The organism is Amycolatopsis sp. SB7-3, assembly GCF_041021335.1.
In the GTDB taxonomy this organism is placed as follows: domain Bacteria; phylum Actinomycetota; class Actinomycetes; order Mycobacteriales; family Pseudonocardiaceae; genus Amycolatopsis; species Amycolatopsis japonica.
Map to the genome: position 1 here is coordinate 204,298 of NZ_JBFPJQ010000005.1, position 21,450 is coordinate 225,747.

Genomic DNA, 21,450 nt, shown 5'->3' on the forward strand with positions numbered 1-21,450 from the left:
CTGCTGGCCGCGCTGATCCCGCGTCAGGAAGCGGTGAGTGGGTACCCCTCCAGGTAGCGGAGGTGATTCGCGATGGACAGGCCAGGCCCGATCCGGTGGGTGCAGTACGTCTACGGGCGCAGACTGCCGGAGCGATACCGCGAATGGGTGCTGTACGACGCGACCTCGCGCACGTGGCTGCTGCGGTTCGCCCTCCGGATCTGTTTCGAGGCGTTGCCGTGGCTCACGATCGCGTTCGTGCTGTTGGTGACGCTCACGCCGTTACCCATTCCCGCCGTGCTGGGCGCGTTGATGCTGAGCCTGTTCCTGGGGCTGTTCTTCACGATGACCAGCGCCGACGAGCTGGCCGAGGTCCGGCTCGGCAAACACGGTTTCCCGCGTGGCACCGGAAAAGCGGCCAGATCCGCCCGCGGAGGCTCAGGCAGCTGGCCGTGACGTCACGGTGGCTGCCGCAGCGGCCAGGGACAATTCCTCCCGCGATCGCACCGTCAAGACGGGTATCCCCGCGTTCCGGTCGCTGATGATCGCGTCTTGGGAGCGGTCGGTGGACAGATCGCCCTGTATCCCGAGCACACCGAGTCCGCGCGCGACGGCCTCGGCGACCTCGGGCTGGTCCCACCCGATGTCGCCGGTGAACACCAGTGCGTCCACGCGGTCGAGGCTCGCCGCGACGGCCGCGAGCTCGCGACGGACGCGATGTTCGAACACCGCCATGGTGAACCTTGCCCCGGCATCGCCGGAACGACTGTCGCGGACCAGCTCCCGGGTGTCGTCCGAGGTCCCGGACAACCCCAGCAGCCCCGAGTGGTGATAGAGGCCGTCCTCGAGTTCGTCCAGGCCGACATGCCCTTCCCGCAGGAGCCACAACAGCATGCCGGGATCGACGCTGCCGGACCTCTTCGCCATCATCGCGCCTTCGAGCGGGGTGAAGCCCATCGACGTGTCGACGCTGCGCCCGCCGGAGACCGCGCACACCGAGCTGCCACCGGACAGATGCGCCACGAGCAGGCCGAGCTCGTCCGGCGGGCGGCCGAGCAGCTCGGCGGCGCGCCGGACCGCCCACGCGAACGAGTGCCCGTGGAACCCGTAACGGCGCAGGTCCCAGCGTTCACGCCAGCGCGCGGGCAGCGGGTACGTCCGCGCGACCTCGGGCAGCCCCTGATGGAAGGCGGTGTCCGGGCAGACGACGTGCGGCACGTCCGGCAGCAGGCCGGTCAGCAGCTCCAGAAGGGCTTCGGTGTTCGGAACGTGTTCCGGCGCCAGGGATTTCGCCTTCGCGATCGCCTCGCGCACCTGGGCGTCGACCACGGCGGGCGCGACGAGCGCCGTCCCGCCGTGCACGAGCCGGTGCGCGACCGCGTCCACCCGCACGTCCTCGACGAACGACCGCACGTCTTCGGTCGCGTCCGACGGCGGTTTCCCGATTTCCGCCGAGTCGACGACGTCCTCGCCGTCGACCACGTGCAGCCGGAGACTGCCCGATCCGGGATTGACGGTCAGTATCCTCACGGGTGCCACCTCCAACCGGTGATCTCGGCCGGATCTTCACCGTCCTGATAGGACTGTCGCAGCACGGTGTCCCGCCGCCGCACCAGTTCGCGGGCGAGATCCCCGCCTGCCGACGCCCAGCCCGCCGCCCGGTGGACGGCGTCGGCGGCGAGGTCGTGACGGGTCATCCGGTTGCTCGCGAGCAGGTCGAACGGTGTGGTCGTGGTGCCTTCCTCCAGGTAACCGTGGACATGGAAGCGGTCGGCGCGCGGACGTCCGTGCAGCACTTCGTGCACCGCGGACGGGTAGCCGTGGAAGGCGAACACCACCGGGGTGCCGTCACCGAAGCAGTCGGCGAACGCCTCATCGGACATCCCGTTCGGATGCCGGTCCGCCGGGCAGAGGGAGAGCAGATCGACCACGTTCACCACCCGCACCCGCAGTTCCGGCGCCGTTTCCCGCAGCAGCTGGGCGGCGGCCAGGGTTTCCACGGTGGGAGTGGTTCCGGCGCAGGCGAGGACGACGTCGGCCGCGGCTTCGGTGTTGCTCGCCCACGACCATGCCCCGGCGCCCGCCCGGCAGTGCGCCCTGGCCTCGTCGGGGGACAGCCATTGCGGGCCGCTCTGCTTACCGGCGACGACGACGTTGATCAGCCCGGTCGAGCCGAGACAGCGGTGCATCGTCTCCAGCAGCGTGTTCGCGTCCGGCGGGAGATAGATCCGGGCGGTGGTGGCCTTCTTGGTCAGCATCTGGTTGATGAATCCGGGCCCCTGATGGCTGTAGCCGTTGTGTTCCTGCCGCCAGCCGTCGCTGGTGAGCAGGTAGTTCAGGCTCGCCACCGGCGCGCGCCAGTCGACCTCGCCGGACATCTTGAGGAATTTGGCGTACTGGTTGACCATGCTGTCCACAATGGACACGAAGGCTTCGTAGCAGGGGAACAGGCCGTGCCGTCCGGTGAGGAGGTAACCCTGCAGCCAGCCTTGGCACAGGTGCTCCGAAAGCACTTCGTGCACTCGGCCGCGGGGGCCGAGGTGTTCGGTGTATCCCGTGACCTCGCGGTCGAATTGCCGCGGGGTCGCTTCGAGCAGGGTGCCCAGTTTGTTGGACTCCAGTTCGTCCGGGCAGACGACGCGGAACGTGCTCGGGGCGCGCCGGACGATCTCCGCCAGCCACTCGGCCAGCACTTCGGGGGCGCTGGCGTCGGCGGCGCCGGGTTCGTCGACGGCCACCGAGTACTTCGCCACCTCCGGAAGGGGCAGGTCACGGCGCAGCAGGCCGCCGTTCGCCTGCGGGACGCGGCCGAGCCGCAATTCGGGGGCGGGTGGGACCGCGAGGATGTCCGCGGACGGCACCCCGTTCTCGTCGAAGAGCTCCTCCGGCCGGTAGGAGCGTAGCCAGCGTTCGAGTTCGGCGAGTTCACGCGGATCGTCCGCTGCGCCGGACAGGGGGACCTGATGGGCGTGGAAGGTACCTTCGAGCGGAGTCCCGTCCGGTGTGGCCGTCGGCAGACCCGCACCCTTGGTGTTCCGCAGGACGATCATCGGTGGCTCGTCCGTGTCGCGTTCGTGCGCTCGGGCCAGGGCTTCGGCCAGCGGCGTGTCCGGATCGCCGGTGTCGCGGACGTCCACGATGACCGGGCGCCAGCCGCAACCGGTGAAATAGGCGACGAGTTCGTCGTCCGACATCGCTTCATAGATTGTCGGTGACGCGATCTTGTAGCCGTTGAGATGCAGGATGGGCAACATCCTGCCGTCACCCGGGCCGCTGAATTTGGGGCTGTGCCACGCGGCGGCGGTCGGCCCCGTCTCGGCTTCCCCGTCACCGATCACGCAGGCGACCAGCAGGCCGGGATCGTCGAACGCGGCACCGAAAGCCGTCGCGAGGGCGTAGCCGAGTTCCCCGCCCTCGTGGATGACACCGGGAACCTCGGGGGAGAGGTGGCTGGGGAAGCCGCCGGGCCAGGAGAACCGTTGGACCAGGTCCGCGAGCCCGCGCTCGTCGAGTGACAGCCGCGGATCGTATTCGGCGTGCGTTCCCTCCAGCCACAAATTGGCGTGGATGGCGGGCGCGCCGTGGCCGGGGCCGGTGATCAGCAGGGTCCGTTGCCCGGTTTCGGCGACGAGGCGATTCAACCCGGCGTACACGAGGGTCAATCCGGGGCAGGTGCCCCAGTGCCCGAGCGGCCTCGGTTTCAGGTGTTCGGGCCGTAGCGGTTCGCGGAGCAGGACGTTGTCCTTGAGATGGATCATCGCCGCGGCGAGGTAATCGCACGCGCGCCGGTACCGCCGGAGCGTCCCGACCTCTGTTCCGCCAGGCACCCGGTCCTCCTTTCCGAGGGGTTTTCCGACGGGTACCCGACGACGGGACGGCTAACCGGGTGCGGACTCGCCCGGTGTGACCAGGCCTGATTCGTAAGCGAGGACCACGAGTTGCGCGCGGTCGCGGGCGTGGAGTTTGGTCATGGCGCGATTGACGTGCGTCTTCGCGGTCAGCGGGCTGATCACCATGTGGCCGGCGATCTCGTCGTTGGACAGGCCCCGCGCGACCAGGACCACCGCTTCGCGTTCGCGGTTGGTCAGTTCCTTCAGCCCGGAACCGCTGCCGCCGCCGAGCGGGACGGTGACGTACCGGTCGATCAGCTTGCGCGTGATCGACGGCGCGAGCAGGGCGTCACCGCGCGCGGCGACGCGGACGGCGTGCAGGAAGTCTTCGGGCTCGATGTCCTTGACGAGGAAGCCCGCCGCGCCCGCGCGCAGCGCGTTGAAGACGTATTCGTCCAAGCCGTAGTTGGTCAGGATGACGACGTGCACGCCTGCCAAGGCCGGGTCGGCGGCGATGCGCCGGGTCGCCTCGATGCCGTCCACGCCGGGCATCTGGATGTCGATGAGCGCGATGTCGGGAAGGTGTTTTCTGGCGAGTGTCACGCCTTGGCCCCCGTCGGCGGCTTCGGCCACGACCTCGATGTCGTCCTCGACGTCGAGCAGCGCGCGGAATCCGCTGCGGATCAGGGGCTGGTCGTCGACCAGCAGGACGCGGATCACGAGCGCTCCACGGGAAGTTCGGCCCGGACGGAGAAACCGCCCGTGTCTTTCGGTCCGGCGTCGAGACGGCCGCCGAGCGCGGTGACCCGTTCACGCATCCCCAGCAGTCCGACTCCGGGAATCGGTGTGGTGCCCGGAGTGGCTTTGCCGTCGTCCTCGACCTGGATCGTCAGCGTGTCGGGACGGTGGTCGATGCGCACCGACGCGGTTTTCGCCGCGGCGTGCCGGGCGATATTGGTCAAGGATTCCTGGACGATCCGGTACGCGGTGCGGTCCACGGCCGCGGGCAGATCGTGTCGCCGCCCTTCGACGGTGAGCATCGCGTCGAGACCGGCCGCCTGGGCCCGTTCCACCAGGTCGGGGATCCGGTCGAGTCCGTGCGGCGGGTTCGTGTCGTCGTCGCGCAGCGCCTCCAGGGTCGCCCGCAGCTCCCTGGTCGCCTCACGGCCTGCTTCGCGGATCGCCAGCAATGATTCCGGCACCGCCTCGCCCCGTTTGGTGGCCAGGTGGACGGCGACCTCGGCCTGAACCTTGATGACGGAGATCTGGTGGGTGAGCGAATCGTGCAGTTCCCGCGCGATGTGCAGCCGTTCCTCGTCGGCCCGGCGCCGCGCGGTCTCCTCACGGGTGCGCTCGGCCTCGTCGGCCCGCCGTTCGGCCTGTCGCAGCGCTTCACCCGCCGCGCCGGCGGCGATCAGCCAGGCCAGCTGCAGCGCGTCACGACTCTGGGCGAAGGCATCGCTGACGGAAGAAGCGTTGGCGGAGGCCAAAAGCACGAGCGGGAGCGCGACGATCATGAGCAGTGATCCCGCGACGGCGACGATCCGGTGTCCGGCGCGGACCGCGGCGTAGACCGCGACCAGGTAGGCGACGGCGGGCACGGTGAAACCCATGGCCTGATACCCCAGCGCGCACACCGCGGTCACGGCCAGGACCGTGAGGGGCGCCCGGCGATGCGCGGCGAGCGCCATGCCGCCGGCGACCAGCACCACGTAACCGAAGGGGTTCACGGTGGTGTCCTGATCGGACAGTGCCGTGACGAGCAGGACCACCGTCACCCCGACGGCGATCGCCCAGCCCCAGACCCTGTTCATGCGAGAACCCTAACCAGCCGTCCTCGCGCGCGACTCCTCCCCACGGACGATGCCGGGACTACCACGCACGCGGTAGTCCCGGGATTTCCACGACCGCGGCGGCAGTCCGGAATGCCTGCCTTCAGCGGACGACGCGGGGCGGGTCCGGCGGACACGATCTGCGGACATCAGTCATCGAGCGAAGGAGTACCCCATGACCGTCCACTTGCTGTCCGCCGGCTACCTGACCCCCGGACGCGTCTGGTCCCTGATCGCCGCGCTGGTGGGGGTGATCGGGGTGGTCGCCGGCGGACTGGCCGTCGCTCGGAGCCGGTCCGGCGACACCCGGCGGGGAGCCGTCGTGGCGCTGGCGGCGGGGCTGCTCGGCATGGCGGGCGGCGTTTACGTGGTGGCCGCGGCGAAGGGCGGCCCTGGCACGGGCTACGGGATCGTCGGTGGGTTCCTCGCCTTGGTGGTCGGGCTGATCGCCGCGGCGCTGGGCGGGGTGGCTCTTTCGCGTTCCCGGCGCGCCGGGAAGGTGTCCGGCGAAGTCGCGTGACGTCCGCGATCGTGTTGCGAAAGCCACTTTGGCAACCTTCAACGTTGCGAAAGTGGCTTTCGCAACCGGCGCGACGCTGGCCCGTCGTGCTTCCTACCGCGCCGGGTAACGAGCACGAAGTTCGGCGAGGTCTAGATATATCAACCTGCATTGATGTATCTTCGGCCAGTGGCGACCTTCGAGACGGCCGATCCGCCGCCGTTCGTACGGCTGGCGAGCGATCCGCTGCGCTGGCGGCTGCTGCGCGAGTTGTCGCACGGCGACCGCCGGGTGCGGGAGCTGGTCGACCTGGTCGGGCAGCCGCAGAACCTGGTGTCCTATCACCTGCGCAAGCTGCGGGCCGCGGAGCTGGTCACGGCGCGGAGGAGCAGTTTCGACGGCCGTGACACCTACTACCACCTCGATCTGGGGCGGTGCGCGGACGCGCTCGCCGAGACGGGAAGCTCGCTGCATCCCGCCCTGTCGCCGATCGGGGTGGAGGTGAAGCGGGCCGAGCCCCGGATCAAGGTGCTGTTCGTGTGCACCGGGAACAGCGGGCGCTCGCCGATGGCCGAGGCGCTGCTGCGGCACCGCGCCGGTTCGAGGGTCGAGGTGTCCAGCGCGGGCAGCCACCCGAAACCGCTGCATCCCGACGCCGTGCGCGTTCTCGCCGAACGCGGCATCGCCCTGACCCACGAACCGTCCCATGTGGACGATCTCCGGCGCAGGCGATTCCATTGGGTGATCAGTCTTTGCGACCGGGTCCGTGAGGTCTGCCCGGAGTTCCCCGGGCATCCGCACGTCGTCCACTGGAGCCTGCCGGATCCGGCCAAGGAACCCGAGAGCCGTTTGGCGTTCCGTCGGCTCGCCGACGAACTGGACCGCCGGATCGGGTTCCTGACCGCCCGGTTCGGCGGGAAATATCGCGATGATGAGGTGAACAGGACATGACTTCGGATTTGGTGAGTGTGCGGTACCTGGTCGACGACGTCGCGGCCGCCGTCGAGTTCTACACCGGACACCTGGGTTTCGCCGTGCGTTCGAGCGCGTTGCCCGCGTTCGCCGACGTGGTGCGCGGGAATCTCCGGCTGCTGCTCAGCGGTCCGGCGAGTTCGGCGGGGCGGGCGTTGCCGGACGGTACGAAACCGGCGCCGGGCGGGTGGAACCGCATCCATCTCGTCGTCGACGACATCGACGCCGAAGTCGCGCGGTTGCGCGCGGACGGTGTCTCGTTCCGCAGTGACGTCGTGACCGGGCCGGGTGGCCGTCAGATCGTGTTCGACGACCCGGCGGGCAATCCGGTCGAACTGTTCCAGCCCGCTTCCCGGTGACGCCGCACCACGAGCCGAGCCTCGGCACCGTCCTGCGGGAATGGGGCCGGATCGGCTGCATCGGGTTCGGCGGGCCGCCCACCCATATCGCCCTGCTCCGCAAGTTGTGCGTGCAGCGCCGGGAGTGGTTGTCGGATCAGGAGTTCGAGGACGCCATCGCCGCCTGCAACCTGCTGCCCGGCCCGGCGTCGACGCAGCTCGCGATCTTCACCGCGTGGCGGGTCCGCGGCCGGGCGGGGGCGCTCGTCGGCGGCGCGGCGTTCATCGTGCCCGGCCTCATCGTGATTTTGGCGCTGGCCGCGCTGTTCCTCACGGGATCCCCACCGGCCTGGGTGCGCGGGGCCGGTGCGGGAGCGGGTGCGGCGGTCGCCGCCGTCGCGGTGCACGCGGGGGTCGGCCTGATCCCGGCGGGCTGGCGGCGCGCGGCCTCCACCGGCCGCGTGCGCTGGGCCTTGTACGTCCTGGCGGGTGTCGTGTCGGCCGCCTTGCTCGGCCCGTGGCTGGTGCTCGTCCTGCTGGGCTGCGGCGCGGTCGAACTGACCGTGAACCGCGCACGCCGCGGTGAGTCCAGTGCCGCGTTGTTCGCCGTTCCCGCCCAATCCTGGGCCGCGGCGGTCGCGGGCGCCGGTGTGTTCGCGTCCGTCGCGTGGGTGGCGCTCAAGGTCGGGATGCTGTCCTACGGCGGCGGCTTCGTGATCATCCCGCTCATGCAGGACGACGCGGTGAACACCTACCACTGGATGAGCGCGGGGGAGTTCCTCAACGCGGTCGCGCTGGGCCAGGTCACCCCCGGGCCGGTGGTGCAGACCGTCGCCGTCGTCGGCTACGCCGCGGCCGGGCTCACCGGCGGCATCCTGGCCTCGCTGGTCGCCTTCGCCCCGTCGTTCCTGTTCATCCTGTTCGGTGCCAAGCATTTCAACCGGTTGCGTGGCAACCCGAACGTCCGCGCGTTCCTCGACGGCGCCGGTCCGGCCGCGGTCGGCGCCATCCTCGGCTCGGCGATCCCGCTCGCGCTCAGCCTGACCCAGGGATGGCAGTACGCCGTGCTCGCCGGTGCCGGGGTCCTGCTGTTCGTGTTCCGGCGTGGCGTGGTGACCACGATCCTGGCCGCGGCGGCGGCCGGAACCGTGCTCGCGCTCGCCGGAGTGCTCCTGCCGAGCTGAGGATCAGCCCAGTCCCCGCGTGGTGACGACCCGCGCGTTGCCGTCGGACAGGTGGTACGACAGCCCGACCACGGCGGTCTTCCCGGCGTCGATCTGCTCGGAGAGCAGCCGGGAACGGTCGACCAGGAGGTCGACGGTGTGGCGGATGTGCTCGTCGATGATGTCGTCGTTGCTGGTGAGCCCGGCGGCGCGGGCGGCGAGGACGCTCGGGGTGACGCGCTCGATGACGTCGCGGACGAAGCCGTTGGTGCCGAGGCCGTCCTTCAGTGCTTCGCGGGTCGCGGCGACGGCACCGCAGGAGTCGTGGCCGAGGACGACGACCAGCGGGCAGTCGAGGATGCTGACGGCGTACTCGATGCTGCCCAGCACCTCCGAACCGGCGACGTGGCCCGCGGTGCGGACGACGAACAGGTCGCCGAGCCCGCGGTCGAAGATGATCTCGGCGGCCAGTCGCGAGTCGGAGCAGCCGAAAAGCACCGCGAACGGGCTCTGCTCGGGGGCGGTTTCGGTGCGGCGGACGGCATCCTGATTCGGGTGCTCCGGAGTACCGGCCACGAAACGCCGGTTGCCGGCGAGCAAAAGGTCGAAAGCCTCGGAAGGGGTCGGCGCGTCGCTCATGGGCCGGACATTACCGGGTGCCGGTGGTTCGGGCAGGTGGGCCGCGTCACTGATCGAGCCGTCCGGACACGGCACGCATGGCGCGGCCGACGGCCCGGAGGTCGTCCGGCGCGATCACGTCCACGAAGTGTTCGCGGACGGTGCGGAGATTGTCCGGTGCCGCGCGGCGCAACGTCTCGTAGCCCTGGTCGGTGAGCCGGGCCCGGACGCCGCGGCCGTCGTCCGAGGTCGATTCCCGCTGGACCAGGCCGCGCGTCTCCAGCCCGTTGATGCGGTGCGAAAGGCGGCTGCGCGAGTAGTACGCGGATTTCGCGAGGTCCGCCATGCGCATCGACCGGCCGGTGGCTTCGGAAAGCCGCACCAGGAGTTCGAACTCGGCAAGGGAAAGCCCATGCTCCTCGCGGAGCCGCCGGTCGAGCATGTCGACGAACCGCACGGATCCTTCGATGAACGCCCGCCAGTCGCGCTGCTGTTCCGGGTCGAGCCAGTCGGTCACGGCGCATACAGTAACAGTTGACGCCTTCAACCACTTCGGGCTAGTTTTGGTTGAAGACTTCAACTAGATGGGGAACACGATGACGAACGAAGCCTGGGTGATGCACGAGAAGGACGCGGAGGTCATCGAGCGGCCCGCGTTGCGGTTGCTGGCCGACGGCGAGCACACGGGCGGGCTCCTCGGCGCGAACCGGTTGTCGCTACGACCTGGGGAACCCGGGACGAAACCGCACTATCACCGGAAATCCGCGGAAGCGTTCTACGTGCTCGACGGGGCACTGCGGATGCTGGTGGGCGACGAAACGATCACGGTCGAGCGCGGCGGTTACGTGGTGATCCCGCCTGGCGTCCGGCACGCGTTCGCCGCGCCGCCGGAGATCGGCGCGGACGTCCTCATCACGCTGGCGCCCGGCGTCGACCGGTTCGGCTACTTCCGGGTCCTGCCCGAGATCCTGCGCGGAAACGTCGCACCCGAAGAGGTCGAGCGCCTTCACGAGCGGTACGACGTGCACTTCGTCGAGGCGCCCGAATGGGACACGGCTCAGCCGACCCCGTAGCGCCATGACCGCCACAACCCGCGCACATCGCCTAAGTCGGGCATTATGCGGGGATGCCCGGGCTGTGGTGAACAGCCCGCTCCGTCCGGCGAGCATGTTTCGATGGGGAATCATGACGAACGACAGCGAGGTCCGGTCGCGGCCCCTGACGAGCTACGTCAGCCGGACGGACGACGAGGACGAGGTGCGGCGGCTGCTCGGCGTGGGCCGTCTGGTCACCTTGACCGGCGCCGGCGGCGTGGGCAAGACCCGGCTGGCCGCCCAGGTGGCCAGTTCGCTCACCAGGGCCTTCCCCGGTGGCGTGGCGGTCGCCGGACTGGGTGAGCTGCGGGACGAACGGCTGGTCGCGCGCACGGTCGCCGACGCCTTGGGCCTGCACGACACGGCGGGACGCACCGACCTGGAGGCCGTCGTCTCGTATCTGCGGCCTCGGCGGTCGTTGCTGCTGCTGGACAACTGCGAGCACCTCCTCGACGGCAGTGCGGACCTGGTGACGGCGTTGCTGCGGGACTGCCCGGACCTCGTCGTCCTGGCCACCAGCCGCTGCTCGCTGGGGCTGACCGGCGAGCACGTCCTGGCGATCCCGCCCCTGGCCGTGCCCGACGAAGAGGTCGGGACACCGGAAGAGGCGCTCGCGTTCGGCGCGGTGCGGCTGTTCGCGGAGCGGGCCGCCAACGTGCTGCCCGCTTTCGAGGTCACCGAGAGCAACGTCGCGGACGTCGTCCGCCTCTGCCGGCGGCTCGACGGCCTGCCGTTGGCGATCGAACTCGCCGCGGCCAGGATCCGGGCCCTGTCGCCGTCGCAGATCGCGGACCGGGTCGAGAGCAACTCGGGCGTGCTGGCCACCGGTCTCCGGATGCCGGTCGAGCGGCATCGGACGCTGCGCGCCACCATCGAGTGGAGTCATTCCCTGTGCACGGAGACCGAGCGGATCGTCTGGGCGCGCTGTTCGGTGTTCGCCGGCCAGTTCGACCTGTCCGCAGCGGAGGACGTCTGCGCCGGAGCCGGGCTCGACTCGCTCGCCGTGCTCGACGCGGTGGACGGTTTGGTGGACAAGTCGGTGCTGGCGCGCATCGACGGCACGGACCGGGTCCACTACCGGATGCTCCGGTTGCTCCGCGAGTTCGGCGGGCACCGGCTCGCCGAATCCGGTGACGAGCTCGGCGTGGCGAGGAAGCATCGTGACCACTACGCCCGGCTGATCGACCAAGCCGCGGGCGCATGGTTCGGGCCGGGACAGGAAGAGGCGTACGAGCGTCTGACCGCGGCGCACGCCGACATCCGCGAGGCGCTGTCGTGGTCGCTCCGCACCCCGGGCGAAGGCGCGGTGGCGTTGGGGATGGCCGTCGGCGTGATCGAGTACTGGGTGGCCCGCGGCGCGGCCTGGGAACTGCGGGACTGGATCGATCGCGCGCTCGAGGCGATGCCGCCGGAGACCCGGGGCCGGGCCCGCGGCCTGGCCGTCGCCGCCCTTTGCGCCGCGCTGCACGCGGATCTGCCCGGCGCGCGGCAGCGGTTGGCCGCCGCCGAGGCGATCGAGGACGACGACGCCGCCCCCTACATCGCCCATGCGTGTGCTTTCGTGAGGATGCTGTCCGCGGAACCGAACACCATGGTCCGCGCGGCGGAGGCCGTGCGGCTGTTCGGCGAGCGAGGCGACGTACGGCGCCAGATGCATCCGATGTTCATCCAGGGGGTCGCGCTGGCCTACCGGGGTGACCTGCCGGGCGCGCGGGAGTTGCTCGGCTCGATGCTCCGCCTGTGCGAGGAGGCGGGGGAGTACCGCTATCGCTCCATGGCCCTGTACGGGCTGGGAGTCGTCGAAGTCTGCTTCGGCGGCGTTCTCGACGACGGCGAGCGGTTCATCCGTTCCGCACTGGAGATCGACCTCCGTACGTCGGACATGATGTCCGCGGCCTACCGGCTGGACGGTCTCGCCTGGGTGTCGGCGAGGCGCGAGGAGTGGGTCCGGGCGGCGGAACTGTTCGGGACCGCCGCCACGCTCTGGGACCGCTGCAACGCCGAGCCCGACGTGGCCGTCACCGCGTCGCACCGGATGTTCCACGACGCCACCCGGAACGCCTTGGGGGCGGAGAGATTCGACTTGGCCTTCGCCGAAGGGCGGCGGCGGAATCCGCACGACGCCCTGGCCGGTCCCGAGGCCTTGCCCGACGGCGAACCGGCCGATCTTCCGCCGCTGACGCCGCGCGAGTCGGAGATCGCGCGGCTGGTCGCGGCCGGGCTGAGCAACCGGGACATCGCGGCGAGACTGGTCATCGCCCGGCGCACGGTGGAGACGCATCTGCAGCACATCTCGCACAAGCTCGACTTCGCCAACCGGACCCAGCTGGCCGTCTGGGTCGAGCAACGGGACCGCGGACCGCTGTGACCCGCCGAGGTCACAGCGGCCACGCCCCTTGCGTCAGCCGAGCGGGCAACTTCCCCGGTATACGGCGATCTTCGGGTCGTTCGCCGGGAGCGGGCACAGGAACTGGTCGTACCTGGTGTCTTCGTCGACGAAGCGTTTCAGCCACGAAAGGCTGTATTTCGCGATGGTCACGTTCGGCTTCGTCGGCGCCATGTGACCGGCGCCGGCCAGCAGCATGTACGCCTTGTCCAAGGACTCGGGAAGGCTTTGGTAGAACGGCCGGGAATGCGAGCCGTCCGGGGCGATGAAATCGTTCTGGGCACTGACGACGAACGTGGGGACCTTCAAATCGGAGAACGTCGTGTTCGGGTTCCAGCCCGTCAACGGGATGGCGGCCTTCAGCGTGGGTGCTTTCTGCGCGGCGATCAACGACCCGCCTCCGCCCATCGAATGGCCCATGACGGCGAGCCTGCCCGGGTCGACGCGATCCTTGGCCTGGCTCTTGTCCGTCACGTACCGCAGAGCCGCGAGCAGCTGATCGGACCGGACGTCCGGAGTGTCCCAGGTGCTCTTGGTGGAGAACGTGATGACGACGAATCCCTGGGACGCCAGACGCGGGCCGTACCAGGCGATCGCGCTCTCCGTCTCCAAGAAGCCGGGCGCGATCGCGATCGCGCCGAAAGTGCCCTGGCCGGTTTCGGTCGGGTAATGGATCGTCCCGCCGCCGAAACCTTGTCCGGCGGGGACTTTCTCGGTCGCGGTCTGGAACGATCCCCGGTCCGCCTCGATGCTGGCGTTCGTCGGAGCGGGGCCGCGGGCATAGGGATTCTCTTCGGCGTCAGCCGGTGCCGCCGCCACGAGCAGTGCGGTCACCGCACTGAGCACCGCGGTGCCCCATCGTGATCCACGCTTCATCGCGCATGTCCTCTCGGAAGAACCGTCCCGGAGCCGGAACGGTTTCCCAGATATAGCGGGGACCCGGCCGGGTGCGCGTCGTGGAAACTACTGAGAAGCGAAAAACTGTCACGTCGATAAGGCTTTCGGCCTCGTGAGTGGTTAGGACGGTTAGGACCGTCCTAACCACTCACGAGGTGACGAGGCGGTCAGGTGCCGGCCCGGTTCCCGGTGGGGATGGTGATCGGGGTCGTCGTCGGTGAAGTGCCCTTGTTGAGGAACAACATCGCCAGCGCGCGCACCATCTGGTCGAACATGTAGAACCCGGCCGGCATGATCGGGATCAGCCCCTCGCGGAACGCGATGTAGGCAGGCCACGCGGTGCGGATGAGGGCCGCGGACGCGTAATCGCGGCGCAATCCGAGCCAGTCGCCGATCGCGTCGCTCAGCACGTAGCGCACGAATTCGTTCAGGAATCCCCGGGTGACGCCCAGATCGACCTGCGCGGTCAGCCCCAGCAGATCTTCCGCGAGCTCTTTTCCTTCGTGCGAAGGGGAAAGGATCGGGGTGAGCACCTGCGCCGACTGCGCGTAGGCGGCCGCCCACGACTTCGGGATGAACTCCTCCCGCACGCCGAGCAGGTGGATGGCGACCTGCCACATGTGGAGGAAGGCGTCCTCGTCGGCGACCGACATCGGGACCTTCCATTCGCGCAGCTTCCGGTGCACGTAGGTGCCGAGACTGTGGAAGGTCACCAGGATGTCGCCGTTGCTGATCGGGATCCGCTCGTCCGCGACGGCCTTCCAGTACGGCGACTGCGGCAGCAGATGCCGCACCGCGGCGTGCACGAGCCGCGTCTTGTTCGCGGTGACCACGAACTGGCCGTCGGGCTCGAAGGCGTTCAGGTCGCTCAGGTCGTAGCCGAAGGTGAACGTCTTGGCCGCGCGGTCCTGCATGTCGGCCCCGCCCGCGGACCAGTAGACCGATTTGGCCTCACGCGGGATGACCGTGCTCATGATGCCGCTGCCGAGCCCGTACAGCATGAACAGATAGGTGTCCTTGCGCCGGTTGAAATCGGCCGCGCGGCGCAGTTTCGCGGGGTCGGCCCAGGACGGCAACCGGTTGACACGCTGGAGGTGGCCCGCCAGATCGGCGGGCAGTCCGCCGGGGAGCGGATCGTTGTTGTCCACCCAGGACCGCAGCGCGGTGTTGACCGCGGGCACCTGGCCCGCTTCGAGAACCCCCGCCATGATGCGGTCGATCTCGTCGTCCCAGACCCACCAGGGGTCCGCCGCGGTATCGGTCCGCGTCGCGCCCCAGGCGGGGGCGACGCTCGCCGCGCCCACCAGGCCCAGTGCGACGCCGAGGGACAGGACATTCCTCCTGCTGAGATCGCTCATTTACTTACCTAACTTCCTTGGTAGGTGCCGATGAGTGATTCACGATCGTTTTTCGTCCAGCTCGCGAAGCGAACCCTTGACCACCTTCCCGCCCGCGTTGCGCGGGAGTTCGGGGACCACCACGAGATCCTTGGGCATCTTGAACGAAGCGAGCCTGCCGTCGAGGAATTCGACCAGTTCGGCCAAGGACGGTTCGGGCTCCGTCGCACTGACGAAAGCGACCGGCACCTGGCCCCAGCGCTCGTCGGGCCGTCCGATCACAGCGACCTCACGTACCGACGGATGCGCGGAGATCGCGTTCTCCACTTCGGCGCAGTAGATGTTCTCGCCGCCGCTGATGATCATGTCCTTCTTGCGGTCGACCACCCAGATGAAACCGTCTTCGTCCTGCGAAACCAGATCGCCGGAATGGAACCAGCCGCCGGCGAAGGCTTCCGCTGTCTCCTTGGGTTTCTTCCAATAGCCCTTCGTCACCGAGGGCCCGCGGTAGACGATCTCGCCCACTTCGCCCGGCGCGACATCGTTCATGTCGTCGTCCACGACGCGGTATTGGAGCGTCGGGATCGGTTTGCCGACGGAGCCGAGTTTGCGCGTCGAGTCCTCTCCGCTGAGCACGCAGGTGATCGGGGAGGTCTCGGTCTGGCCGAACACGGCCACGTTCAGGGCGCCGGGGAACTTCTCGGCCATGGCGAGCAGCGTCGCCCTCGACGCGGGAGCCGCGCCCCAGCTGATGATCCGCAGTTTCAGCTTCCGTTCGGCGATGTCCGGCTGGGCGCAGAGCAGATCCCATTGCTGGGGAACGTTGAACACCACGGTGGCGCCTTCGCGTTCGTAGGCGTCGAGCACCGCGCGCGGATCGAAGGCGCCCAGCGGGTGGATCACGACCACCCCGCCGACCAGGAAATTCGCCACGATCGAACCCAGGCCCGCGATGTGGAAGAACGGCGCGGTCAGGAAGGCGACGTCGGTGTCGTCGAAGATCTTCATCGCCCGGATACAGGTGATCGCCTGCATCTGCAGGTTGCGATGGGACAGCATCACCCCTTTCGGCCTGCCGGTGGTGCCCGAGGTGTACATGATCAGCGCCGTCGATTCCTCGCTGACGTCGGGCAGTTCCAGCGGTTCGTGCGCGGTCAGGAATTCCTCGTACCCCATGCGTCCTTCGGCGTCGTCCGGCTCACCGATGACGAGCACGGTCCCGATCGACGCGGCGTTCGGAGCGGCGTCGAGCAGGGGGAGCAATCCCGCGTCGACGACGACGGCGGACGGCGTGCAGTCGGCCAGGATGTAGTCGAGCTCCGCCGCCGCGAGGCGGAAACTGAGCGGGACGGCCATGGCGCCCAGGCTGTTCGCCGCGAACACGGTCTCCACGAACCACGGATGGTTCAAGGTCAGCGTCGCCACGCGATCGCCTTCGGTGACACCTCGTGCGGCGAGGGCAGCGGCCAATTGCAACGACCGTTGTGAGAGCTCCGCCCAGGTGGTCGTTTCGCCGAGGTACCGCAGAGCGGGCCTGTCCGGTCGCATCATCGCGTGCGTGGCCGCGTGCGCCATCCAGTGGTGCCGGAAGGACGAGGCGGGAGCCGAAGCGGTCGACATGGCCATCCTCAGGTGTCGGAACGGGACCTCTCGCGTGGCCAGTATGCATGCCAAGCCGCCGGTTGAGAAGCGATAAGTTAATCGAAAATCACATCGCGACGCCGACCTGCCCGGCAGTTTCCGCTGGTGGTGATCCGGTTCGTGGTTGACTTCCCGGCATGAGCGCCGAGTCGACCGCGGCCGTCCGGCCGCGCCACCGCAAGCAGCAGATCGTCGACGCGGCCGGGCGGATCTTCAGCGAGCACGGCTACCACGCGACGTCGATGGAGGAGATCGCCGCCGACGTGGGTATCACCGCGGCGGCCCTGTACCGGCACTTCCCGAACAAGTACGCGTTGTTCGCCGCGTGCGCGAACGTCATGGCCGACCGGCTCGTCGCCACGCTCGACGAGGTGGCGCCCGGCGCGCCGCTGGCGGACGTGCTCGCCGCCGTCACGCAGGGGACGGTCGTCCATCGCGCGTCGAGTGGCCTGTACCGCTGGGAATCCCGGTACCTCGAACGCGAGGACCGGCAGTCGCTCGCGCTGAAGTTCGGGCAGGTCGTGGACCGGGTCGCCGAGGCGGTGCGCCGGGAGTACCCGCTCCCCGACGAGGGCTTGCGGGCCGTCGCCGCCCTCGGCGTGATCGGCTCGATCACGATGCATCGCACCTCGATCGCCCAGCGCCGGGTCGAAGAGGTACTCGTCGAGTCCGCCCTGCGCGTGGCCGCGACCGATCCGGCGGCGGGCGCCGGGGGCGCACACGCCGTCGAATTGCCGTCCAATCCGGAGCCGCGCACCCGCCGTTCGGAGATCATCGCGGCGGCCATCCCGCTGTTCGAACGGGACGGGTTCGCCAATGTCACGAACGGCAGGATCGCGGAAGCCGTCGGGCTGGTGCCGTCCGCGCTCTACCGCTATTTCCCCGGCAAGGCCGACATCCTCGCCGCCGCCTGCCTGCAGGCCGCGGGAATCCTGGCCCAGGCGGTGGAACAGAACCTTCGCGGCGTCGAGGGCCCGGGCGACGCGCTGCTCGCGCTGGCGCGGACCTATGTCGCTTACAGCTTCGAGTACACCGCGCTCACCAGTGTCGCCAACGCCGAACTCGCGGGTCTGCCCGCGACCCTGCAGCGTCCTTTGGTCAGCGCGCAGCGCGAGCACATCGCCGTCTGGGAACGGCATTTGCGGTCGGCGCGGCCGGAGCTCGACCAGCGTCAGGCGAGGGTGCTCGTGCACGCCGGTTTCGGGGTGGTGGTCGAGGCGGGACGGAGGTTGCGCTGGGAGGACGTCCCCGCCAACCGTGACGCCGTCAGCGCCTTGCTCGTCGGCGCGTTGGGGATCTGACGCGCCGACGGCTCAGGGCTCGCGGTGGCCGAGGCCGGCGGAGACCTGCCGGGCCGCGCGGCCGACGACGCGGTTCAGGCCGCGCATCCGGGCGGCGGGCATGTACGGCCGGGTCGCCGAAACGCTGATGGCCCCGGCGATCGCGCCGGTGGCGTCCCGGATCGGCGCCGCGACACAGCGGATCCCCGGTTCGTTGTCCTCCAGGTCCATCGCCACCCCTGATTCCGCGTACTCGCGCATGCGTGCCAGGAACGCCTCGACGTCTTCCGGGTGCACCCTGCCGGGTTCCGCGGGTGTCTCGGCCAGGTAGAGGTCCCGCCATTCCGGCGCGGAGTCCAGCAGCAGCGCCATGCCGACACCGGTGCGGGTCAACGGCATCCGGTGCCCGATCCGGGAACGCATCTCCGCGCCCCGTGAACCGGGCAGTTTGTCCAGGTACAGCACCGAATCCCCGTCGCGGACGGCCAGGTGCACGGTGTCGCGCAACTGCTCCGCCAGTTCCTCCAGCACCGGCCGGGCGACCACCGGCAGCGGACTGCCGTGCAGGGCCTGGAAACCCAGCTCGATCAAGGTGGGTCCGAGCGCGTAGCCGTCCCGTCCGCTGCGCAGGTAACCCTCGCTGACCAGCAGCTGGACCAGCCGGTGCGCGGTACTGCGGCCCAGCCCGGTGTCCTCGACCAAGCCGCGGAGGTCGGTCGCGCCACTGGCGACCGCGCGGATCAGCGCGAGGCCGCGGGCGAGCGTCTGGGTGCCGGGCGGTGCCGTGTCGGACATGCCGGAATCCTACATATAGGGACGGCGATCGCATTATCGGGAAAGCGCCCGCACGATGTCGCTCGTGACCGACACCGAACCCGCCTTGATCGCGCTCGACTGGGGAACCTCCGGTCAGCGTGCCTGGCTGCTCGGCGCGGACGGCGGGATCCTGGCCGCCCGCGGCGCCGGGCGTGGACTGCTGACCACGACCGAGGACGTGGACCTCCGCGACCCGCGGGCCAGGGCGGCCGCCTACGAGTCGGCGTTCCGGAAGACCTGCGGAGACTGGCTCACCGAGTTCCCCGGACTGCCCGCCCTCGCCGCCGGCATGGTGGGCAGCGCGCAGGGCTGGACCGACTCCGGCTACCGCACCGTCCCGGCGAGGCTCGACTTCCCGTCGCTCGTCCCCGTGTCGCATCGCGACGGCGTGCTCCATCTCGTGCCGGGACTGCGGATCCCGTCCGGCGCGCACCCCGGCGACGTGATCCGCGGCGAGGAAACACAACTGGTCGGCGTGCTCGAAGCGCTCGGCGACCCCGGCGGACCGCTCACCGTGGTGCTCCCCGGTACGCACAGCAAATGGGTCCGCCTCGAGGACGGGATCGTCACCGGATTCACCACCGCGATGACCGGCGAACTGTACGGATTGCTGATCGCGCACGGCATCCTCGCCCGCACAGCCGCTGATCCGGTCGCCGACGAAGAGGCGTTCTCGCGGGGGCTCGCCGCGGGACGGCGTTCGCGCGGGCTCGCCACCGAGGCGTTCGGCGCCCGCCCGCTCGTGCTCGACGGCGTCCTGGAACCGGAGTCGCTGCCCGACTACCTTTCCGGCGTCCTGATCGCCGACGAGGTCTCGCATCTGTTGCGTGACACCGACACCCGTGTGGTGCTGTGCGGCGCGGACGAACTCTGCCGTCGCTACGCCACCGCCCTCGCCGGAAGGGGAGTGGAGGCCATCGTACTGTCCGAAGAGGTCACCGCCCGAGGGCTGTGGCGGATCGCGACGGCCGCCGGACTGCTCGAAGACCGTCTCGAAAGGACACTGAAACCGTGACCGGATTGATCGCGATCCTGCGCGGGGTGACTCCGGCCGAGGTCGTCGGCGTCGGCCGGGCGCTCGTCGACGCCGGATTCCCCGCCATCGAGGTACCACTGAACTCACCGGAACCGTTCGCGAGCGTCCGCCTGCTCGCCGACGCGTTCGGGGACCGGTGCGAAATCGGGGCGGGCACCGTGCTCACCACCGAAGACGTCGGCCGGGCGAAAGCGGCCGGAGCGCGGCTGATCGTGGCGCCCAACACCGATCGCGCGGTGATCTCCGCCGCCGTGGCCGAGGGGATGACGCCGTATCCCGGCGTCGCGACGCCGACCGAGGCCTTCGCCGCGCTGGCCGCGGGTGCCCGGTATCTCAAGCTGTTCCCCGCCGACGCGGTCGGTATCGGGGGCATGAGGGCGTGGCGCGCCGTGCTGCCGCGCGACGTCGGACTGCTGCCGGTCGGCGGGGTCGACGAAACGAACCTGGCGGCCTGGGCCGCCGCCGGGGCGGCCGGGGCGGGGCTCGGTTCCTGCCTCTACCGGCCGGGTGACACCGCCGGCGCGGTCGGCGTCCGTGCCCGCGCACTTTCCGAGATCTGGCACCAGGAATAGGAAAAGAACCATGAAGATCGTGTCAATGACGACATACCAGGTGCCGCCGCGCTGGTCGTTCCTGAAGATCGAAACGGACGAGGGCGTCACCGGCTGGGGCGAACCGGTCCTGGAGGGCCGGGCCGCTTCGGTCGCGGCGACCGTCGAGGAGCTTTCCGACTACCTGATCGGCAAAGACCCCTCGCAGATCGAGGATCTGTGGACCGTCCTGTACCGCGGCGGGTTCTACCGGGGCGGCGGACTCCACATGAGCGCGCTGGCCGGCATCGACCAGGCCTTGTGGGATATCAAGGGCAAGGCCCTCGGTGTCCCGGTGCACGAACTGCTCGGCGGCCGGGTGCGCGATCGGATCAAGGTGTACTCGTGGATCGGCGGCGACCGCCCGGCCGAGACCGCCCGCGCCGCGCGCGAGGTGGTGGACCGCGGGTTCAGCGCGGTGAAGATGAACGGGACCGAGGAACTGTCCTATCTGGACACCTGGGACAAGGTCGACCACTGCGTGGCCAACGTGGACGCGGTACGCCAGGCGGTCGGCCCGAACATCGGTATCGGGGTGGACTTCCACGGCCGCGTGCACAAGCCGATGGCCAAGGTCCTGCTGCGCGAACTGGAGCCGTACCGGTTGATGTTCGTCGAGGAGCCGGTGCTTTCCGAGCACGTCGACGGATTCGCCGACGTCCTCCGCAACTCGCCGATCCCGATCGCGCTCGGCGAGCGGCTGTTCTCGCGGTGGGATTTCAAGACCGTGCTGGCGTCGGGTGCCGTCGACATCATCCAGCCGGACCCGTCGCATTGCGGCGGCATCACCGAAGCCCGCAAGATCGCGCACATGGCCGAGGCGTACGACGTCGGCCTGGCGCTGCACTGCCCGCTCGGCCCGATCGCGCTGGCGGCCTGCCTGCAGATCGACGCGGGCTGCTACAACGCGACCATCCAGGAGCAGAGCCTCGGGATCCACTACAACACGAGCAACGATCTCCTCGACTACCTGGCGGATCCGTCGGTGTTCGCCTACGACGACGGCCAGGTCGCCATCCCCGGCGGGCCGGGGCTGGGCATCGAGATCAACGAGGAGTACGTCGCCGAACGGGCGGCCGAGGGGCATCGCTGGCGGAATCCGGTGTGGCGGCACGCCGACGGCTCCTTCGCGGAATGGTGAG

At 69.6% G+C, this 21,450-nt stretch carries 21 protein-coding genes; 11 read left to right on the plus strand and 10 right to left on the minus strand.

Annotated features, from left to right (window positions below; all coding sequences use genetic code 11):
- Nucleotides 1-72 precede the first annotated feature (72 nt).
- Nucleotides 73-435, plus strand: a complete 363-nt coding sequence (locus AB8M46_RS31085) for a DUF5313 family protein (RefSeq protein ID WP_394362522.1) — start codon at nucleotides 73-75, stop codon at nucleotides 433-435.
- On the opposite strand, the gene AB8M46_RS31090 is transcribed toward AB8M46_RS31085, so the two are convergent.
- The 4 genes from AB8M46_RS31090 to AB8M46_RS31105 are packed head-to-tail and all read right to left on the minus strand — an operon-like array spanning nucleotide 418 to nucleotide 5,623.
- The gene (locus AB8M46_RS31090; RefSeq protein WP_394362523.1) at nucleotides 418-1,509 is read right to left on the minus strand and encodes an acetate/propionate family kinase; all 1,092 of its coding nucleotides are present in this window, start codon (nucleotides 1,507-1,509) and stop codon (nucleotides 418-420) included. The genes AB8M46_RS31085 and AB8M46_RS31090 overlap by 18 nt on opposite strands.
- Nucleotides 1,506-3,806: a phosphoketolase family protein gene (locus AB8M46_RS31095; protein ID WP_394362524.1), complete on the minus strand. Its 2,301-nt coding sequence runs from the start codon at nucleotides 3,804-3,806 to the stop codon at nucleotides 1,506-1,508. Before AB8M46_RS31095 ends, AB8M46_RS31090 begins: the two co-directional genes overlap by 4 nt.
- Before the next feature lie 51 nt (nucleotides 3,807-3,857).
- Nucleotides 3,858-4,529, minus strand: coding sequence for a response regulator transcription factor (locus AB8M46_RS31100; RefSeq protein ID WP_037345167.1), 672 nt, complete (start codon nucleotides 4,527-4,529; stop codon nucleotides 3,858-3,860).
- Nucleotides 4,526-5,623, minus strand: coding sequence for a sensor histidine kinase (locus AB8M46_RS31105; protein WP_394362525.1), 1,098 nt, complete (start codon nucleotides 5,621-5,623; stop codon nucleotides 4,526-4,528). The genes AB8M46_RS31100 and AB8M46_RS31105 overlap by 4 nt, the downstream gene beginning before the upstream one ends.
- A gap of 193 nt (nucleotides 5,624-5,816) precedes the next feature.
- Here AB8M46_RS31105 and AB8M46_RS31110 point away from each other — a divergent pair, with 193 nt between their 5' ends.
- The 4 genes from AB8M46_RS31110 to chrA all read left to right on the plus strand — a co-directional run bounded on the left by AB8M46_RS31110 (nucleotide 5,817) and on the right by chrA (nucleotide 8,634).
- Entirely contained in the window at nucleotides 5,817-6,161 is a 345-nt protein-coding gene (locus tag AB8M46_RS31110) for a DUF6223 family protein (RefSeq protein WP_037345174.1), read from the plus strand.
- Nucleotides 6,162-6,329: 168 nt separating this feature from the next.
- Nucleotides 6,330-7,091: an ArsR family transcriptional regulator gene (locus AB8M46_RS31115; protein WP_394362526.1), complete on the plus strand. Its 762-nt coding sequence runs from the start codon at nucleotides 6,330-6,332 to the stop codon at nucleotides 7,089-7,091.
- Entirely contained in the window at nucleotides 7,088-7,471 is a 384-nt protein-coding gene (locus tag AB8M46_RS31120) for a VOC family protein (protein WP_394362527.1), read from the plus strand. Before AB8M46_RS31115 ends, AB8M46_RS31120 begins: the two co-directional genes overlap by 4 nt.
- Nucleotides 7,468-8,634, plus strand: a complete 1,167-nt coding sequence (gene chrA / locus AB8M46_RS31125; RefSeq protein ID WP_394362528.1) for a chromate efflux transporter — start codon at nucleotides 7,468-7,470, stop codon at nucleotides 8,632-8,634. Before AB8M46_RS31120 ends, chrA begins: the two co-directional genes overlap by 4 nt.
- Nucleotides 8,635-8,637: 3 nt before the next feature.
- Here the strand turns inward: chrA and AB8M46_RS31130 are convergent, their stop codons facing one another.
- Both AB8M46_RS31130 and AB8M46_RS31135 read right to left on the minus strand, forming a co-directional pair.
- Entirely contained in the window at nucleotides 8,638-9,252 is a 615-nt protein-coding gene (locus tag AB8M46_RS31130; RefSeq protein ID WP_016333342.1) for a carbonic anhydrase, read from the minus strand.
- Between the two features lie 46 nt (nucleotides 9,253-9,298).
- Nucleotides 9,299-9,748 (minus strand): MarR family winged helix-turn-helix transcriptional regulator, encoded by a 450-nt coding sequence (locus tag AB8M46_RS31135; protein ID WP_394362529.1) that lies wholly within the window; start codon nucleotides 9,746-9,748, stop codon nucleotides 9,299-9,301.
- 79 nt (nucleotides 9,749-9,827) lie between these two features.
- Between AB8M46_RS31135 and AB8M46_RS31140 the strand changes: the two genes are divergently transcribed.
- Nucleotides 9,828-10,304 (plus strand): cupin domain-containing protein, encoded by a 477-nt coding sequence (locus AB8M46_RS31140; protein ID WP_394362530.1) that lies wholly within the window; start codon nucleotides 9,828-9,830, stop codon nucleotides 10,302-10,304.
- 112 nt (nucleotides 10,305-10,416) lie between these two features.
- Nucleotides 10,417-12,693, plus strand: coding sequence for an ATP-binding protein (locus AB8M46_RS31145; protein ID WP_394362531.1), 2,277 nt, complete (start codon nucleotides 10,417-10,419; stop codon nucleotides 12,691-12,693).
- 33 nt (nucleotides 12,694-12,726) lie between these two features.
- Here the strand turns inward: AB8M46_RS31145 and AB8M46_RS31150 are convergent, their stop codons facing one another.
- The 3 genes from AB8M46_RS31150 to AB8M46_RS31160 all read right to left on the minus strand — a co-directional run bounded on the left by AB8M46_RS31150 (nucleotide 12,727) and on the right by AB8M46_RS31160 (nucleotide 16,565).
- Entirely contained in the window at nucleotides 12,727-13,587 is an 861-nt protein-coding gene (locus AB8M46_RS31150; protein WP_394362532.1) for a dienelactone hydrolase family protein, read from the minus strand.
- Nucleotides 13,588-13,775: 188 nt separating this feature from the next.
- Nucleotides 13,776-14,966, minus strand: coding sequence for an oxygenase MpaB family protein (locus AB8M46_RS31155; protein WP_394362533.1), 1,191 nt, complete (start codon nucleotides 14,964-14,966; stop codon nucleotides 13,776-13,778).
- Between the two features lie 39 nt (nucleotides 14,967-15,005).
- Complete coding sequence (locus tag AB8M46_RS31160) at nucleotides 15,006-16,565, minus strand: long-chain-fatty-acid--CoA ligase (protein WP_394362534.1); 1,560 nt, start codon at nucleotides 16,563-16,565, stop codon at nucleotides 15,006-15,008.
- Nucleotides 16,566-16,723: 158 nt separating this feature from the next.
- On the opposite strand from AB8M46_RS31160, the gene AB8M46_RS31165 reads away from it, so the two are divergent.
- The gene (locus AB8M46_RS31165) at nucleotides 16,724-17,887 is read left to right on the plus strand and encodes a TetR/AcrR family transcriptional regulator (RefSeq protein WP_394362535.1); all 1,164 of its coding nucleotides are present in this window, start codon (nucleotides 16,724-16,726) and stop codon (nucleotides 17,885-17,887) included.
- Between the two features lie 12 nt (nucleotides 17,888-17,899).
- On the opposite strand, the gene AB8M46_RS31170 is transcribed toward AB8M46_RS31165, so the two are convergent.
- Nucleotides 17,900-18,661: an IclR family transcriptional regulator gene (locus AB8M46_RS31170; protein ID WP_394362536.1), complete on the minus strand. Its 762-nt coding sequence runs from the start codon at nucleotides 18,659-18,661 to the stop codon at nucleotides 17,900-17,902.
- Between the two features lie 55 nt (nucleotides 18,662-18,716).
- Here AB8M46_RS31170 and AB8M46_RS31175 point away from each other — a divergent pair, with 55 nt between their 5' ends.
- Genes AB8M46_RS31175 through dgoD form a run of 3 tightly spaced genes read left to right on the plus strand, consistent with a single transcriptional unit; the run spans nucleotide 18,717 to nucleotide 21,449 of the window.
- Nucleotides 18,717-19,697: a 2-dehydro-3-deoxygalactonokinase gene (locus tag AB8M46_RS31175; RefSeq protein ID WP_394362537.1), complete on the plus strand. Its 981-nt coding sequence runs from the start codon at nucleotides 18,717-18,719 to the stop codon at nucleotides 19,695-19,697.
- Nucleotides 19,694-20,290 carry a 2-dehydro-3-deoxy-6-phosphogalactonate aldolase gene (locus tag AB8M46_RS31180; protein WP_037345187.1) on the plus strand — a complete coding sequence of 199 codons (597 nt, stop codon included), beginning with the start codon at nucleotides 19,694-19,696 and terminating at the stop codon, nucleotides 20,288-20,290. Before AB8M46_RS31175 ends, AB8M46_RS31180 begins: the two co-directional genes overlap by 4 nt.
- 10 nt (nucleotides 20,291-20,300) lie before the next feature.
- Nucleotides 20,301-21,449: a galactonate dehydratase gene (dgoD, locus tag AB8M46_RS31185; protein ID WP_394362538.1), complete on the plus strand. Its 1,149-nt coding sequence runs from the start codon at nucleotides 20,301-20,303 to the stop codon at nucleotides 21,447-21,449.
- Nucleotide 21,450: the final 1 nt, after the last annotated feature.

Excerpts from the sequence above, each read along its gene's own strand:
- AB8M46_RS31140 (WP_394362530.1), top strand. The coding sequence starts at position 9,828 with ATGACGAACGAAGCCTGGGTGATGCACGAGAAGGACGCGGAGGTCATC.
- AB8M46_RS31085 (WP_394362522.1), top strand. The coding sequence starts at position 73 with ATGGACAGGCCAGGCCCGATCCGGTGGGTGCAGTACGTCTACGGGCGC.
- AB8M46_RS31150 (WP_394362532.1), bottom strand. The coding sequence starts at position 13,587 with ATGAAGCGTGGATCACGATGGGGCACCGCGGTGCTCAGTGCGGTGACC.
- AB8M46_RS31175 (WP_394362537.1), top strand. The coding sequence starts at position 18,717 with ATGTCGCTCGTGACCGACACCGAACCCGCCTTGATCGCGCTCGACTGG.
- AB8M46_RS31170 (WP_394362536.1), bottom strand. The coding sequence starts at position 18,661 with ATGTCCGACACGGCACCGCCCGGCACCCAGACGCTCGCCCGCGGCCTC.
- AB8M46_RS31130 (WP_016333342.1), bottom strand. The coding sequence starts at position 9,252 with ATGAGCGACGCGCCGACCCCTTCCGAGGCTTTCGACCTTTTGCTCGCC.
- AB8M46_RS31165 (WP_394362535.1), top strand. The coding sequence starts at position 16,724 with ATGAGCGCCGAGTCGACCGCGGCCGTCCGGCCGCGCCACCGCAAGCAG.
- AB8M46_RS31145 (WP_394362531.1), top strand. The coding sequence starts at position 10,417 with ATGACGAACGACAGCGAGGTCCGGTCGCGGCCCCTGACGAGCTACGTC.
- AB8M46_RS31105 (WP_394362525.1), bottom strand. The coding sequence starts at position 5,623 with ATGAACAGGGTCTGGGGCTGGGCGATCGCCGTCGGGGTGACGGTGGTC.
- AB8M46_RS31110 (WP_037345174.1), top strand. The coding sequence starts at position 5,817 with ATGACCGTCCACTTGCTGTCCGCCGGCTACCTGACCCCCGGACGCGTC.
- AB8M46_RS31120 (WP_394362527.1), top strand. The coding sequence starts at position 7,088 with ATGACTTCGGATTTGGTGAGTGTGCGGTACCTGGTCGACGACGTCGCG.
- AB8M46_RS31155 (WP_394362533.1), bottom strand. The coding sequence starts at position 14,966 with ATGAGCGATCTCAGCAGGAGGAATGTCCTGTCCCTCGGCGTCGCACTG.
- dgoD (WP_394362538.1), top strand. The coding sequence starts at position 20,301 with ATGAAGATCGTGTCAATGACGACATACCAGGTGCCGCCGCGCTGGTCG.
- AB8M46_RS31160 (WP_394362534.1), bottom strand. The coding sequence starts at position 16,565 with ATGTCGACCGCTTCGGCTCCCGCCTCGTCCTTCCGGCACCACTGGATG.